We start from the raw sequence: 14,225 nt of genomic DNA, 5'->3' as shown, positions 1-14,225 counted from the left end.
CCGTCAGGTGATCACCGCGGCGAGCGGGGCCAGCTCCGGCTGCTCCGCCGCCTCGGCCAGCACCTCCTTCAGCACCTCGTCATGCACCGGGTTCGCCTGCTCCAGCAGCTCGCGCCCGGCCGGGGTGACCTCGGAGTAGATGCCGCGCCTGTCGTCCTCGCACAGGTAGCGCCGCAGCAGCCCCCGGTTCTCCAGCCGGGTCACCAGCCGGGTGGTCGCGCTCTGGCTGAGCACCACGGCCCTGGCGAGCTGCTGCATGCGCATGTGCCAGCCGTCCTGCCTGGCCAGCACGTCGAGCACGGTGTATTCGCTCACGCTCAGGTCGTGCTCCTTCTGCAGGGCCTTCTCCAGCCGGTCCTCGATCTTCGCGTGCAGTGCCGCGAGGGTGCGCCAGCCCTGGGCGCGCGCTTCGACGGCGTCATCGGCGATGGGCATGTGACAGCCTCCTCGGCATGGTTGTATGGTCGGTTAGTCAGCGCGTGCAAATAATGTCTACGCTTACTAACGTCGTCTGAGGAGTAGTCTATGCCTCTCGCCCTGTTCGCCCTCGCGATCAGCGCCTTCGGCATCGGGACCACGGAGTTCATCATCAACGGGCTGCTGCCCGAACTGGCCGCCGACTTCGCTGTCACGATCCCGGCCGCGGGCCTGCTCGTCTCCGGTTACGCGCTGGGCGTCGCCGTCGGAGGGCCGCCGCTGACCATGCTCGGCGGGCGATTCTCGCGCAAGACCGTGCTGTTGTCGCTCATGGTGCTGTTCATCGCGGGCAACCTGCTGTCGGCGCTGGCGCCCTCGTACGGGGTGCTCATGGTCGGCCGCTTCCTGTCGGCCTTCGCGCACGGGGCGTACTTCGGCGTCGGCTCGGTGGTGGCCGCCGACCTGGTGGCACCCCAGAAGCGGGCCAGTGCGATCGCGCTGATGTTCACCGGCCTGACCCTGGCCAACGTGCTCGGGGTGCCCTTGGGCACGTGGATCGGGCAGGCGTTCGGCTGGCGGGCCACGTTCTGGGCCGTGGTGGTCATCGGCGTGGCCGGCTTCGTGGGCGTCCTGGCCCTCGTCCCCCGTCAGCCCCGGCCCGCCGGGGGCGGCGTGCTGCGGGAGTTGGCCACGTTCCGCAAGCCCGGCGTCTGGCTGGCCCTGGCGATGACCGTCTTCGGCTTCGCCCCGGTCTTCGCCGTCATCACGTTCATCGCCCCCATCATGACCGGCGTGGGGGGCTTCTCGCCGGGGGCGGTGCCGGTGGTGATGGCCGTGTTCGGGGTGGGCCTGGTGGTGGGCAACCTGATCGGCGGCAAACTGGCGGACCGGGCGGTCATGCCCAGCATCTACGGCTCGGTGGCCCTGCTCACGGCGCTCGCGGCGGGCGTGGCCGTGGTGGCGGCGAACCAGACCGCCTTCATCATCATGATCACCCTGTTCGGGGTGGCCGCCTTCGCAACGGTCCCGCCCCTGCAGACCCGCGTCCTGGACGCCGCCACCGGCGCCCCGACCCTCGCCTCGGCCGCCAACATCGGCGCCTTCAACCTGGGCAACGCGATCGGCTCCTTCGCCGCGGGCCTGACCATCGACGCCGGCCTCGGCTACACGGCCCCCGCCTGGACGGCCGCGGTGCTGGGGCTGGTCGGGCTGGGGGTGGCGGGGGCGGCGGGCGTACAGGCTCGCCGCCTGGTGCCGGCCTGAGGCCTTCAGAATGCGGGTCCGTGTCTCGGCGGTCGTCGGTATGCCGCGTCGTCGCAGTCGCCCAGTTGCGCCTCGTCGAAGGAGGGGATGGAAATGCCCACCCCGGCCAGCAGTGACGTGACCAGGGATGGGCGGTTGCGCACGAGTTCTATGAGGTACTCGTGTTCCTTCGTCGGCATGTCGAAAACATTGCCGAACGCAGTCGCTATATTACTTAGGGTTGATCATTTGCCCGGATTCGTGGGCGAGGAGCCACTCTTTTACCGGTACGCCGTAGTAATACCCGCCATACCCCCCGCCGCTCGGCAGCACCCGATGGCACGGTACGAAGGGTGCGATCAGGTTCTGGGCGCAGGCCGACCCCGCCGCCCTGGCCGCCGTTCTGGGCAGGCCGGCCGCTGCGGCCAGTTCCGCGTACGAGACCGTCGTCCCCGCCTTGACCTCGCGCAACGCCGAGTGCAGCCGCTTGCGCGTCGGGGTGCCGGGCTGGGAGACCGGGATGGCGTCCAGGGCGTCGAGGTCGCCGTCCAGGTACGCGCGGACGGCCTCCGTCGCGGGGCCGTGGGCGTCCACGACCTCCAACCCCTCCGCCTGCAGGTCTGCCGTGAGCCGGACGAACATCTCCTTGGGCTCGGCCGTGAAGCCGGCCGCGACCAGCACCCCTTCCCGCGACAGCAGGGCGAGCGGGCCCATCGGGGTCGGTACGAGCTGAGCTGCGATCATGAGGAACTCCAGAGGTGCAGGGCGGCGTACGCCCGCCACGGGCGCCACCGCTCGATGTGGTCTTGAGGGATGCCCAGGGCGGCCATGCGCTTGTCGAGCACGAGGTCGCCCGTGGGCCAGGCGTCGGGGTCGCGCAGCGCGCGCAGCGCGATGTAGCCGGCCGTCCACGGACCGATGCCGCGGACCTCCAGCAGCCCCGCCACCGCTTCCGCCGGATCCTGGCCGCCGTCGAGGTCGAGGTGGCCCTCGGCCAGGCGGGCGGCCAGGTCCTTGAGGGTGTCGATCCTGCGGTTGGTGAGGCCGAGCCCGGTGAGGTCGCTCTCCAGGAGCCGGGCGGGGGTGGGGAAGAGACCGCCGGGCGCGGCGGCCCTGGCGACGATGCGGCCGAGCAGCGTACGCGCGCCCGCCACCGAGATCTGCTGCCCCACGACCGCGCGTACGGCCAGCTCGAACCCGTCGAACGTCCCCGGCACCCGCAACCCCGGCCGTGCCGCCACGAGGGGGCCGAGCGAGGTCTGGCCGAGGATCTCCGAGATGGCCTCCGGGTCCGCGTCCAGGTCGAGCAGGCGGCGGCAGCGGGCCACGACGCGAGCGAGTTGCCGCGTGTCGTCCACGGCCACGTCGAGCGCGATGTGGTCGGGCTTCGGTGTGAGCGTGATCGTCCCGCCGGGTACGGCTCTGGCGTACGAGGTTCGGTCCGCCACCTCCAGGCCGGGAATCGCCCGGGAGGCGAGGAACGCGAAGACGCCGTCCACGTCGTACGGCTCCCGCCGGTGCAGCCGCAGCCGCAACGTCACGGGCCCGGCCTCGTCGTCGGCCCCGGGCTCGGGCGCCCGGCGCCCCGCGGTGGCGCGCAGTTCGCTCGGCGTGAACCCGTACGTCTCGCGCATCGTCGCGTTGAACTGCCGCACGCTCCCGAACCCCGCCGCGAACGCCACCTCCGTGACCGGCAGCCCCGTCTCCGTCAGGAGCTGCTTGGCCAGCAGCAGTCGTTTCGTCCGCGCGACCGCCAGCGGCCCGACGCCCAGCTCGGCCACGAACAGCCGGTGCAGGTGCCGCTCCGTGATGTGCAGCCGCTTGGCCAGCCCGGCCACACCCTGCTCGTCGGCCGCCCCGTCGTCGATCAGCCGCAGCGCCCGGCCGACGAGGTCGCCGCGCACGTCCCAGCCGGGATCGCCCGGCGACAGCTCGGGACGGCAGCGCTTGCACGGGCGGAACCCGGCCGCCTCCGCCGACGCCGCGTGCCGGTAGAAGCGCACGTTGCGGGACGACGGCGTACGGGCCGGGCAGATCGGACGGCAGTAGATCCGTGTCGTCGTCACCGCCGTGTAGAAACGACCGTCGAACCGGGAGTCCCTGGCGGAGACGGCCCGGTAGCACGAGTCGAAGTCGAGCTCAAGTGGTGACATGCCTCCGACATTATGCGTTCGCCGCAGGTGCTGACTGGCGGAAATCGGACCCCACCGTCAAAGCGCAGGTCAGCAGGTCAGAGTGGGCGGTTGGCGGGAATCGGACGTGATCGTTCAGCGGTGCGTACGCAGTGGCGAGGCGAGGTAGGGCACCCAGCTCAACGCCATGATCACGGCCCCCGGCCACAGAGCGGCGCGCACGCCCCACAGCTCGCCCAGGCCGCCCGCGAGCAGCCCGCCCAGCCCGAGCGCGCCCATCAGCAGCAGCCGCATCGTCGCCGTCATCCGGCCCAGCAGGTCGTCCGGCGTGACCCGCTGCCGCAGGCTGACGAGCAGCACGTTGTTGACCCCCGTACGGAACGTCAGCACGAACCACGCCGCCGCGGCCGCCCACAACCACGGGCCGCGGTCCAGGAACGGGATCACGAGCGCGGTGGGCGCGGTCACGAGGCTGACGAGCCAGGCTCCCCGGCCCGTGCCGAACCGCCGGCCGATCAGGTGGGCGGCCGACGACCCGGCCAGCACGCCCAGCCCCCCGACCGCGAGGTACGCCCCCAGCACCCACTCCGGATACCCGAGCTGCTCGACGATCAGCACCGGCAACAGGACGGAGCAGAGCGGGAACGCCAGATTGGCCATCGCGCCCTGCACCAGGGCCGCGACGAGGATCGCGTTGCCGAAGAGGAACCGCACCCCGACCCCGATCTGCCGCCCGACCGGCTCCCGCACCCCCGCCGCAGCGGGCCGCCCGACCGGCTCCCGCACCCCGGCCGCGCCAGGCTCACGCATTCCCGCCGCAGCGGTCGTGGGGGAGGGTTCGGGGAGGCCGCGCAGCCAGGCCGCCGACCACAGGTAGCTGAGCGCGTCCAGCAGGATGGCCACCGGCGCCCCCGCCACCTGCACCAGCACCCCGGCCACGCTCCGCCCGGCCACGTCCATCCCCGCCCACGTGCTCACGAGCAGCGAGTTCGCCGACGTCAGCCGTTCCCGCCCGACCAGCCCCGGCACCAGACTGAGCGAAGCCACGTCGAACAGCAGCGAAGCGGCCCCCACCAGCACCGCCACCGCGTAGAGCTGCCCCATCGACAGGAACCCGCCCCACCACGCCACCGGCACCGACAGCAGCACGGCGGCCCGCAGCACATCCGAGGCGATCATCACGGGCCGCCGCCGCACCCGGTCCACCCAGGCTCCGGCGGGCAGCCCGACCAGCAGCACCGTGAGCGTCCCGAGCGCCGACAGCAGCCCCACCTCCCCGGCCCCGGCCCCGAGGGCGGTCACCGCGAGCAGGGGCAGCGCGACGTAGCTGATCTGCGAACCGAGCTGGCTCACCGCCCCGGCGACGTACAGGTTGCGAAACGCGCGAAGCCGCAGGAGCGGCTCGTCCACCGAAGTTGCCGACATGACGCCCACGATGCTGAAATGTCGTCAAGAACCGCCATCGATTAAGTGACACGCGAATCCAATGACGCTCGACCTGACGTTCACGGCCCACGACATCGCCAACACCCGCTTCGCGATCTCCCCGCTCGGCGAGGTCGTGGCCAGCGTGCGCGTGGTCAAGGACCCGGCCGCGCACCCGCTGCTGCGTCCCTGGGCCGAGCGCGTCCGCCGCCGCCTCCAGGACGCCGAGTGGCGCCTGCTGTCCGACCTGGTCCCCGTGCCGACGATCTCGATAGCGGGCTTCACCTGCACCCCACCCGCCACGTCCCTGCCGGACCTGGAGCTGGAGCTGGCCACGATGCGGGGCGCGGCCGGACGGGTCCGCTCAGATCTGGACGGGATTCCAGGTCCACGGACGAAACGGGTCCAGGCGCTCTACGACGACCCCGAGCGCGGCCTGGAGCGCCTGGCCGACGAGGTGTCGGGCTACTGGCGGGCGGCGATGGCGCCGTACTGGCCGAGGCTCAGGTCGCTGCTGGAGGGGGAGATCCTCCACCGGGCGCGGCTGCTGGCGGAGGGCGGCATCCAGCGCATGCTGGCGGATCTCGACGAGGCCGTCACCTGGCGGGACGGCACGCTGAGCCTCCGGCACCGGTACACCTCGGGCACCCGCTCGCTGCGCGGCCTCGGGCTGCTGTTGGTGCCGTGCGTGTTCGCCTCGCCGCGGGTGTTCTCGGTGACGACGCCGCCGTACCAGCCGACCGTGCGGTACCCGCCGCGCGGCCTCGCCACGCTCTGGGAGCGCCGCGAACTGGACCCGCCCGAGGCGCTGGCGGCCGTGCTCGGGCGCACGCGCGCCCGCCTGCTCGCCGAGCTCGACCAGCCGGCCTCCACGCGCGACCTGGCCCAGCGCGCCGGCCTGTCGGAGCCGGGCGTGAACCAGCACCTCACGGCGTTGCGCCGGGCGGGGCTGTGCACGGCCCACCGTACGGGGCGGTACGTCCTGTACGCCCGCACGGCGACGGCCGAGACCCTCCTGACGGGCTACTTCGACGAGACCCCGACCCCCAGGTCGAACTCCCGGTAGACCCGCGCCCAGAACCCGTCACGCAGCCACACCCGCGCCTCCGGGTAGGGCCGCAGCGAGTGCCCGAGCTCCTTCTCCGCCTCGATCAGCAGCTCGGTGTCGATCACGGTCGGCAGGATGGGGCCGGGGAGCAGGTCGCGGATGTTGTCGCGGCCACGCGTGAGGATCCACTTCTGCGCCACGTGCTCGCCCACGTCCTCCACGCGCGGGCGGCTCGGCCCGAGCTTGGCGACCTGGCCGGGTTTGGCGTGCGGTTTGACGGGCGCGCGCCCGGCGAAGACCTGGGCGGGCGACGGGGCCGCGGCGGGCGGAGTGACCGGTACGGGCTGGGGAGCACGGCTGAAAAAGGGCCTCAGGAAATCAGCGGAGATCACTTCGACGGTGTCGGACTCCCACACCAGGCGTTCGGCCTGGTTGGTGCCATAGGGAGGTTCGACGCCCCACAGATGGATGCGGACGCCGTACGCCTGCGCCGCCTCGACCGCCGGGACCATGTCCTCGTCGCCTGCCAGAAGGATCGTGTCAGTGACCGCATGATGCCTCGCCAGCGCCTCCAGATCACTCCGGATCTGCGCATCCACGCCCTTCTGCTGGCCACGGGCGTTCAGGTTGCCAAGCCGCACCTTGACCCACGGGAGCTGGGCGATGACCCGCTGATCGACCGTAGGCACGCGGTCACGGGCTGCGTCGTACCAATAGATCCGCAGAAGTTCGCCCGAAATACGTTCCTCTGCATGTTTCTGTAGACTCTGGATGAGCTCATCGGCGGCCACCCGATATTCCTTGCGCTCCTTCGCGCCGAGCAGCACTTCACCTGCCGCAGCGTACAGATAACCGACATCCACTAGGACGGCGTACTTGGCTGCCACAGGATGCGGCATGAGGTCTGGGATGGCCATGTCGTCCTCCAGGCCGCGGTGTTAGTTGATCGGCTGACTATATACGCCTACTTTCTCTAGATAGTCCCAACTCCCGGAGAACTTGACACCCGATTCCCAGGATCTATCTAGGGTAGAGCGCTCATCCGCCATGCCGACTTCCCTGAGGCGACAGGCTTACGCATACCTCTAGCCGGGTTTCGCCATGTTTGGCTTCTTGATCTAGGAGGCGACTCCGGCGCGGTGGGGCGCGTGGCGAGCACGGCCACCAAGGCGGCGATCTCTTCGGGCGTGGCGTCGCCGCGGACAATACGCAGATGGGCCGTCATAGCGGGATGTTCCCATGCTTCTTGGGCGGGAGCGTCGCCCGCTTGTTCCGTAGCGCCCGTAGCGCCCTGACGACCTGGGACCGGGTTTCGGACGGCCGGATCACCGCGTCCACGTAGCCGCGCTCGGCCGCGATGTACGGGTTGGCCAGCGTGTCCTCGTACTCGGTGACGAGCCTGGCGCGTTCGGCCTCCGGGTCGCCCGCGGCGGCGAGTTCGCGCCGGTAGAGGATGTTGACCGCGCCCTGCGCGCCCATGACCGCGATCTGCGCGGTGGGCCAGGCCAGGTTCACGTCGGCGCCGAGGTGCTTGGAGCCCATGACGTCGTAGGCGCCGCCGTAGGCCTTGCGGGTGATGACCGTGATCAGCGGGACGGTGGCCTCGGCGTAGGCGTACAGGAGCTTGGCGCCCCGGCGGATGATTCCGTTCCATTCCTGATCGGTCCCAGGAAGGAATCCCGGTACATCAACAAAAGTCAGGATTGGAATATTGAACGCATCACATGTTCGAATAAATCTGGCAGCCTTCTCTGATGCGTTGATATCCAGACATCCGGCGAAATGCATGGGCTGGTTGGCCACCACACCGACCGGCTGGCCGTCCACCCGGCCGTACCCCACCACGATGTTCGGCGCGAACAGCGCGTGGACCTCCAGGAACTCCCCGTCGTCCAGCACGCGCTCGATCACCTGGTGCATGTCGTACGGCTGGTTCGCCGAATCGGGGATCAGCCCGTCGAGCTCGGGATCGGGCTCCAGGTCCGTGGCGGCCTCGTAGAGCGGGGCCTCGTCGAGGTTGTTCGACGGCAGGTAGGACAGCAGCGCCTTGACGTATTCGAGCGCGTCGTCCTCGTCGGTGGCCTGGTAGTGGGCCACACCCGACTTCGTGTTGTGCGCACGGGCCCCGCCGAGCTCCTCGAACGTGACCTCCTCGCCGGTCACCGTCTTGATCACGTCGGGCCCCGTGATGAACATCTGCGAGGTCTGGTCCACCATCACCACGAAGTCGGTCAGCGCGGGGGAGTAGACGTGCCCGCCGGCCGCGGCGCCCATGATGAGCGAGATCTGCGGGATGACGCCGGAGGCGTGCACGTTGCGCTTGAAGATCTCCGCGTACAGGCCGAGCGCGACCACGCCCTCCTGGATGCGCGCGCCGCCGCCCTCGTTGATGCCGATGATCGGGCACCCGGTCTTGACCGCCAGGTCGAGCACCTTGACGATCTTCTCGCCGTACACCTCGCCGAGCGAGCCGCCGAACACCGTCACGTCCTGCGAGAACACGCACACCTGCCGGCCGTCGATCGTGCCGTGCCCGGTGATGACGCCGTCGCCGTACGGCCGCCGCCTGTCCAGCCCGAACATCGAGGACCGGTGCCTGGCGAACTCGTCGAACTCCACGAACGAGCCCTCGTCCAGCAGCGCCAGCACCCGCTCACGGGCCGTCATCTTGCCTCTGGCGTGCTGCTTGTCCACCGCCGTCGTGGATCCCGCGTGCACGGCCTCGTCGAGCCGTCGCTCCAGGTCGGCGATCTTCCCCGCGGTGGTGTGAATGTCCGGCCTCTCCGGTACGGCCTCGGCAGCGCTCATGCGCGCAAGGCTAGTCCCTCCTCCTAAGGTGGATCCATGACGGATGCGGTTCGCACGCATGGCCTGTTCAAGCGCTACGGCCAGCAGATCGCGGTCGCCGGGGTCGATCTTGTCGTTCCCGCCGGCAGTTTCGCCGGACTGGTCGGCCCGAACGGGGCGGGCAAGACCACCACACTCAGCATGATCACCGGGTTACTCCGGCCCGACGGCGGCGCCGCCGAGGTCGACGGCTTCCACGTCTGGCGAGATCCGGTGGAGGTCAAGGCCCGCATCGGCGTGCTGCCCGAGGGGCTGCGGCTGTTCGAGCGGCTGTCGGGCCGTGAGCTGCTGCTCTACAACGGCCGGCTGCGCGGCATCCCCAAACCCGACGTCGAGCAGCGCGCCGGAGAGCTGCTCGCCGTGATGGACCTGGCCGACGCGGCCGACAAGCTCGTCGTCGACTACTCCACCGGCATGCGCAAGAAGATCGGCCTGGCCGCCGCACTGCTGCACAACCCGTCGGTGCTCTTCCTCGACGAGCCGTTCGAGGGCGTCGACCCGGTCAGCGCCAACACGCTCACCGAGGTGCTCCAGCGCTACACCGCCTCCGGCTCGACCGTCATCTTCTCCAGCCACGTGATGGACCTGGTCGAGCGGCTGTGCGACTGGGTGTCGGTGATGAGCGCCGGCCACATCGTGGCGCAGGGCCCGCTCGACGACGTACGCGGCGGGCGGACGCTCAACCAGGCGTTCCTCGAGCTCGTCGGCCGCGCGCCCAACGGCGGTGAGGCGGGCCTGACCTGGCTGGGCGTGCAGCGGGCCGAGGAGCAGCAGTGAGCACGGTCGCGCTCTTCGCGCAGCTCAAGCTGCGGCTGCTGGCCGGCAACCTGCGCGGCGACCTGCAGCGCCGCCTCGGGTTCATCTTCACCCTGGTCATCGCCACCGGCCTGGCCGCGCTCGGCTTCTTCCTCATGAGCCTGCTCCGGCTGGCGCCCGCCGACATCGCCTCCTCGCTCGTGATCACGGCGTTCTCGTTCTTCCTCATCGCCTGGATGATCGTGCCGCTGCTCGCGTTCGGCCTGGACGACACGCTCGACCCGGCGAAGCTGTCGCTGTTCCCGCTGCGTACGCGCCGGCTGGCGGTCGGCATGTTCACCGCCTCCGTGACCGGCGTCTGGCCGCTGGCGATGCTGATCGTCACCTTCGGCGCCCTGGTCGGGCTGGCCTCGAATCTCGGCGGGTGGCTGCTCGGGGTGCCGGCCGTGCTGGTGCAGTTCGCGCTGTGCGTGGTGACGTCCCGGCTGATCACCACCTCGCTCTCCAGCGCGCTGCGCACCAGGCGCGGCCGTGACGTGCTGGCCGTGGCCGCGCTGCTCGTGGTGGTGCTCGCGCAGTTGCCGAACCTGCTGATGAACACCGGGTTCGGCGATCCGGCGGGCATGCTGCGCCAGATGGCCGCCGTGCTCAGGTGGACCCCGCCCGGCATGATGGCGCACGCCATCGCCGACGGCGGCCTGGTGGGGCTGGCCGAGATCGTCTTCGTGGCGCTGCTCGTGATCGGGCTCGCCTGGCTGTGGATCAAGGCGCTGAGCCGGGCCCTGGTCACCCCCGACGTCTCCACCCAGGCCGCGTCCGTGCGCAGGGAGAGCGGGCTGATCGACCGGTTCCTGCCGGACGGGCCGCTGGCGGCGGTGGTGACGAAGGAGCTGAAGTACATCAGGCGCGAACCCCGGTTCCGGGTGGGCTGGTTCAGCGCCATCGTGGTCACCGTCGTGCTGTCGTTCTCGCTGGGCAGCACGAGCGAGGGCGGGGCGGGGCCCGGCGTGCCCATCGTGCTGACCTGCGTGGGAGCGCTGATGATCGCGTTGCAGTCGGGCAACGCGTTCGGCATCGACGGACGCTCGCTCTGGATGAACGCCGTGACGTTCGGCTCCGAGCGCGCCCTGGCCGTCGACCTGGCCGGGCGCCACCTGGCCAACGCGCTGATCGCCCTGCCGCTGCTCGTCGCCATCGCCGTCGCGACCGGGCTGTTCACGGGGCATCCCGCGATGATCCTGCCGGCCGCGCTGACCGGCTGGGGCGCGCTCGGGCTCGGGCTCGGCGTGGGCTCGGTGACCAGCGTGGTGCTGCCGTACACGGTGCCCGAACGGATGAACGCCTTCACCGGCGCCGCTCCCGGGCAGGGCGGGCAGGCGTTCGCCTCGGCCATGGGCGCGACGGCGGGCATCGCGCTGCTCACGCTGCCGTTCGTCGTACCCCTGCTGTTCGGGCTCTTCTGGGTCAGCGTGGCGGCCCCTTTCTACGGCCTGCTGGCCGAAGTCCTCGGCCGACGCCTGGCCGCGAGGATCGGCTTCGCCAGAATGCCGGAGCTGTTGGCGGCCGTCTCAAAACCCACCTGACCTGCGTTGATGGCCTCACCCCGTGAGGCGGCTCGGACGCCCTCGATGCCGCCGCTCCTCCAGGCGACGGCAGCTCCCTCGCAGTGGTCTAGTCCAATTGATGAGACCGGTCTTCGGTCACCAGAAGCGAGTCGATACCCTTCGAAACATGATTGACCAGGGGCTCGAGCGTCGCAGTAGCGCCGTGACCGAGATGCCGGACGAGCTACGCCACGATGTGCGCCTTCTCGGCAAGCTACTCGGGCAGGTGCTCGCCGAGCAGGGTGGCGAAGACCTGCTGGCCGACGTCGAACGGTTGCGCAAGGCCGTCATCGCCGCACGAAAGGGCGAGATCTCGGCCGATGTGATCACGGAAATGGTCGCCGCATGGGAGATCGAACGGGCAGTGGAGGTCGCCCGCGCGTTCACCTGTTACTTCCACCTGGCCAACCTGGCCGAGGAGCACTACCGCATCCGCACGCTGCGGGAGCGGGACGCCGAGGGCCGGGTGCAGCGAGAGTCGCTGGCCCAGGCCGTACACGAGCTGGGCCATGAGCGGGTCACCGAGCTGCTCGAGGGCCTCGAGCTGCACCCGGTGCTCACCGCGCACCCCACGGAGGCGCGCAGGCGCGCCGTCGTGACCGCCATCCAGCGGATCAGCGGCCAGCTCACCGAGTACAACGCGCCGGGCCGCGGCGCCTCCGAACGGGCCGACAGCAAGCGGCGCCTGCTGGAGGAGATCGACCTGCTCTGGCGTACGGCCCAGCTCCGCTCCACCAAGCTCGACCCGCTCGACGAGGTGCGCACGGCCATGGCCGCCTTCGACGAGACGCTGTTCCGCATGGTGCCGCAGGTCTACCGGTCGCTGGACGCGGCTCTCGACGACGGCACCGGCACCCGCCCGCCGCAGGCCAGGCCCTTCATCCGCTACGGGAGCTGGATCGGCGGCGACCGCGACGGCAACCCCAACGTCACCTCCAAGGTCACCCGCGAGACCATCCAGATCCAGTCCGAGCACGTGCTGACCGCCCTCGAGACGGCCTGCACCCGCATCGCCCGCACGCTCACCGCCTCCGCCCAGTTCGCGCCGGGTTCGGCCGGGCTGAAGGCGGCGCTGTCGGCGGCCGTGGACGCCCATCCCGAGGTCGTCTCCGAGCTGGCCACCCGCTCGCCCCGCGAGCCGCACCGGCAGTGGCTGCTGTTCGTGGCCACGCGCATCGCCGCCACCCACCGCCGTGACCTCGACCTGGCCTACCGCTCGCCCGCCGAGCTGCTGGCCGACCTCCGGCTGGCGCAGGAGTCGCTGGCCGCCTCGGCGCCGCGGCAGGCGTACGGGGAGCTGCAGCACCTCATCTGGCAGGTGGAGACGTTCGGCTTCCACCTGGCCGAGCTGGAGGTGCGCCAGCACTCCCAGGTGCACGCGGCGGCCCTGGAGGAGCTGCGGACAGGCGGCGAGCTGTCGGAGCGCACCGAGGAGGTCCTGGCCACGATCCGGGTGATCGGCTGGATCCAGGAGCGCTTCGGCGTCACGGCCTGCTCCCGCTACGTCGTGTCCTTCACCCGCTCCGCCGACGACATCGCGGCCGTCCACGAGCTGGCGCACCACGCGCTCGGCGACCGCGCGCCCGTGCTCGACGTGGTGCCGCTGTTCGAGTCCGGCCAGGACCTGGCCAACTCCCCGCGCGTGCTGACCGGCATGCTCGACATCGCGCAGGTGCAGCGGCGGCTGGCGGACAACGGCCGGCGCATGGAGATCATGCTCGGCTACTCCGACTCGGCCAAGGAGCTCGGCCCCGCGGCCGCCACGCTCCGCCTCTACGAGGCGCAGGAGGAGCTGACCGCCTGGGCCGCCGAGCACGACGTACGGCTGCGCATGTTCCACGGCCGCGGCGGCGCGCTCGGCCGTGGCGGCGGCCCGGCCAACCGCGCGGTGCTGGCCCAGGCGCCCGGCTCGGTCGCGGGCCGCTTCAAGGTCACCGAGCAGGGCGAGGTCATCTTCGCCCGCTACGGTCACATCGCGATCGCCCGCCGCCATCTGGAGCAGGTGGCCAACGCCGTCCTGCTGGCCTCCTCGCCCACGGTCGCCGCCCGCGGCGCCACGGCCGCCGAGCGCTTCCGTGGCCTGGCCGAGCAGGTGGCCACGGCCTCGGAGCAGGCCTACCGGGGGCTCACCGAGGCTCCCGGCTTCCCTGAGTGGTTCGGCCTGGTCAGCCCGCTGGAGGAGATCGGCACCCTGCGCCTGGGCTCGCGCCCCGCGCGCCGCGGCCTGGGCGCCCCCCGCTCGCTCGACGACCTGCGGGCCATCCCGTGGGTGTTCGCCTGGGCCCAGACCCGGGTCAACCTGCCCGGCTGGTACGGCCTCGGCACCGGCCTGGCCTCGGTCGGGTCGCTCGACGAGTTGCGGGCGGCGTACGCGGAGTGGCCGCTGTTCAACGTGATGCTGGACAACGCCGAGATGTCGCTGGCCAAGACCGACCGCTCGATCGCCCGGCGCTACCTGGCGCTGGGCGGCAGGGAGGACTTCACGGAGCAGGTGCTGGAGGAGTACGACAGGACGCGCGACCTGGTGCTGCGTGTCACGGGCCACACGAGGCTGCTGGAGAACCGCAAGGTGCTCTCGCGGGCCGTGCAGTTGCGCGATCCGTACGTGGACGCGCTGTCGCACCTCCAGCTCAGGGCCCTGCGCGCGCTGCGCACCGGAAACCCGTCGGAGCAGGAGCGCGACCGTCTGTCCACGCTCCTGCTCCTGTCGGTCAACGGGGTGGCAGCCGGCCTGCAGAACACCGGCTGACGGTT

Annotated in this window: 13 protein-coding genes; 5 read left to right on the top strand and 8 right to left on the bottom strand. The window is 71.0% G+C overall.

Annotated elements, in window-relative coordinates; translation table 11 throughout:
- Nucleotides 1-3: 3 nt before the first annotated feature.
- Nucleotides 4-435, bottom strand: a complete 432-nt coding sequence (locus tag AB0I15_RS08225; RefSeq protein WP_358091756.1) for a MarR family transcriptional regulator — start codon at nucleotides 433-435, stop codon at nucleotides 4-6.
- Between the two features lie 90 nt (nucleotides 436-525).
- On the opposite strand from AB0I15_RS08225, the gene AB0I15_RS08220 reads away from it, so the two are divergent.
- Nucleotides 526-1,680, top strand: a complete 1,155-nt coding sequence (locus AB0I15_RS08220) for an MFS transporter (RefSeq protein WP_358091754.1) — start codon at nucleotides 526-528, stop codon at nucleotides 1,678-1,680.
- Nucleotides 1,681-1,685: 5 nt separating this feature from the next.
- Here the strand turns inward: AB0I15_RS08220 and AB0I15_RS08215 are convergent, their stop codons facing one another.
- The 4 genes from AB0I15_RS08215 to AB0I15_RS08200 form a co-directional block, all read right to left on the bottom strand.
- Complete coding sequence (locus AB0I15_RS08215; RefSeq protein ID WP_358091752.1) at nucleotides 1,686-1,859, bottom strand: hypothetical protein; 174 nt, start codon at nucleotides 1,857-1,859, stop codon at nucleotides 1,686-1,688.
- A 31-nt stretch (nucleotides 1,860-1,890) separates the two neighbouring features.
- Nucleotides 1,891-2,403: a methylated-DNA--[protein]-cysteine S-methyltransferase gene (locus AB0I15_RS08210; RefSeq protein WP_358091750.1), complete on the bottom strand. Its 513-nt coding sequence runs from the start codon at nucleotides 2,401-2,403 to the stop codon at nucleotides 1,891-1,893.
- Nucleotides 2,400-3,812, bottom strand: a complete 1,413-nt coding sequence (locus AB0I15_RS08205; RefSeq protein WP_358091748.1) for an AlkA N-terminal domain-containing protein — start codon at nucleotides 3,810-3,812, stop codon at nucleotides 2,400-2,402. The genes AB0I15_RS08210 and AB0I15_RS08205 overlap by 4 nt, the downstream gene beginning before the upstream one ends.
- 114 nt (nucleotides 3,813-3,926) lie before the next feature.
- Nucleotides 3,927-5,216: an MFS transporter gene (locus AB0I15_RS08200; RefSeq protein ID WP_358091746.1), complete on the bottom strand. Its 1,290-nt coding sequence runs from the start codon at nucleotides 5,214-5,216 to the stop codon at nucleotides 3,927-3,929.
- Between the two features lie 61 nt (nucleotides 5,217-5,277).
- Between AB0I15_RS08200 and AB0I15_RS08195 the strand changes: the two genes are divergently transcribed.
- The gene (locus AB0I15_RS08195; protein WP_358091744.1) at nucleotides 5,278-6,282 is read left to right on the top strand and encodes a DUF5937 family protein; all 1,005 of its coding nucleotides are present in this window, start codon (nucleotides 5,278-5,280) and stop codon (nucleotides 6,280-6,282) included.
- Here AB0I15_RS08195 and AB0I15_RS08190 read toward each other — a convergent pair.
- The 3 genes from AB0I15_RS08190 to AB0I15_RS08180 all read right to left on the bottom strand — a co-directional run bounded on the left by AB0I15_RS08190 (nucleotide 6,240) and on the right by AB0I15_RS08180 (nucleotide 9,072).
- Nucleotides 6,240-7,181 (bottom strand): NYN domain-containing protein, encoded by a 942-nt coding sequence (locus AB0I15_RS08190; RefSeq protein WP_125632505.1) that lies wholly within the window; start codon nucleotides 7,179-7,181, stop codon nucleotides 6,240-6,242. The two genes, AB0I15_RS08195 and AB0I15_RS08190, sit on opposite strands and share 43 nt — an antisense overlap.
- Before the next feature lie 107 nt (nucleotides 7,182-7,288).
- Nucleotides 7,289-7,489 (bottom strand): acyl-CoA carboxylase subunit epsilon, encoded by a 201-nt coding sequence (locus tag AB0I15_RS08185; protein WP_358091742.1) that lies wholly within the window; start codon nucleotides 7,487-7,489, stop codon nucleotides 7,289-7,291.
- The gene (locus AB0I15_RS08180) at nucleotides 7,486-9,072 is read right to left on the bottom strand and encodes an acyl-CoA carboxylase subunit beta (RefSeq protein ID WP_358091740.1); all 1,587 of its coding nucleotides are present in this window, start codon (nucleotides 9,070-9,072) and stop codon (nucleotides 7,486-7,488) included. Before AB0I15_RS08180 ends, AB0I15_RS08185 begins: the two co-directional genes overlap by 4 nt.
- A gap of 36 nt (nucleotides 9,073-9,108) precedes the next feature.
- Here AB0I15_RS08180 and AB0I15_RS08175 point away from each other — a divergent pair, with 36 nt between their 5' ends.
- From AB0I15_RS08175 to AB0I15_RS08165, 3 genes are all read left to right on the top strand, one after another.
- Nucleotides 9,109-9,888, top strand: coding sequence for an ABC transporter ATP-binding protein (locus AB0I15_RS08175; protein ID WP_358091738.1), 780 nt, complete (start codon nucleotides 9,109-9,111; stop codon nucleotides 9,886-9,888).
- Entirely contained in the window at nucleotides 9,885-11,450 is a 1,566-nt protein-coding gene (locus AB0I15_RS08170) for a hypothetical protein (RefSeq protein ID WP_358091736.1), read from the top strand. The genes AB0I15_RS08175 and AB0I15_RS08170 overlap by 4 nt, the downstream gene beginning before the upstream one ends.
- A 148-nt stretch (nucleotides 11,451-11,598) precedes the next feature.
- On the top strand, nucleotides 11,599-14,220 hold the full coding sequence (locus AB0I15_RS08165; RefSeq protein ID WP_358091734.1) for a phosphoenolpyruvate carboxylase: 2,622 nt from the start codon (nucleotides 11,599-11,601) through the stop codon (nucleotides 14,218-14,220).
- Nucleotides 14,221-14,225 lie beyond the last annotated feature (5 nt).

The organism is Nonomuraea sp. NPDC050643, assembly GCF_040654715.1.
Lineage (GTDB): Bacteria > Actinomycetota > Actinomycetes > Streptosporangiales > Streptosporangiaceae > Nonomuraea.
Note: the sequence above shows the minus strand (reverse complement) of the source record. Positions and strands in the feature narration are given on the sequence as shown.

Excerpts from the sequence above, each read along its gene's own strand:
- AB0I15_RS08225 (WP_358091756.1), bottom strand. The coding sequence starts at position 435 with ATGCCCATCGCCGATGACGCCGTCGAAGCGCGCGCCCAGGGCTGGCGC.
- AB0I15_RS08220 (WP_358091754.1), top strand. The coding sequence starts at position 526 with ATGCCTCTCGCCCTGTTCGCCCTCGCGATCAGCGCCTTCGGCATCGGG.
- AB0I15_RS08215 (WP_358091752.1), bottom strand. The coding sequence starts at position 1,859 with ATGCCGACGAAGGAACACGAGTACCTCATAGAACTCGTGCGCAACCGC.
- AB0I15_RS08210 (WP_358091750.1), bottom strand. The coding sequence starts at position 2,403 with ATGATCGCAGCTCAGCTCGTACCGACCCCGATGGGCCCGCTCGCCCTG.
- AB0I15_RS08205 (WP_358091748.1), bottom strand. The coding sequence starts at position 3,812 with ATGTCACCACTTGAGCTCGACTTCGACTCGTGCTACCGGGCCGTCTCC.
- AB0I15_RS08200 (WP_358091746.1), bottom strand. The coding sequence starts at position 5,216 with ATGTCGGCAACTTCGGTGGACGAGCCGCTCCTGCGGCTTCGCGCGTTT.
- AB0I15_RS08195 (WP_358091744.1), top strand. The coding sequence starts at position 5,278 with ATGACGCTCGACCTGACGTTCACGGCCCACGACATCGCCAACACCCGC.
- AB0I15_RS08190 (WP_125632505.1), bottom strand. The coding sequence starts at position 7,181 with ATGGCCATCCCAGACCTCATGCCGCATCCTGTGGCAGCCAAGTACGCC.
- AB0I15_RS08185 (WP_358091742.1), bottom strand. The coding sequence starts at position 7,489 with ATGACGGCCCATCTGCGTATTGTCCGCGGCGACGCCACGCCCGAAGAG.
- AB0I15_RS08180 (WP_358091740.1), bottom strand. The coding sequence starts at position 9,072 with ATGAGCGCTGCCGAGGCCGTACCGGAGAGGCCGGACATTCACACCACC.
- AB0I15_RS08175 (WP_358091738.1), top strand. The coding sequence starts at position 9,109 with ATGACGGATGCGGTTCGCACGCATGGCCTGTTCAAGCGCTACGGCCAG.
- AB0I15_RS08165 (WP_358091734.1), top strand. The coding sequence starts at position 11,599 with ATGATTGACCAGGGGCTCGAGCGTCGCAGTAGCGCCGTGACCGAGATG.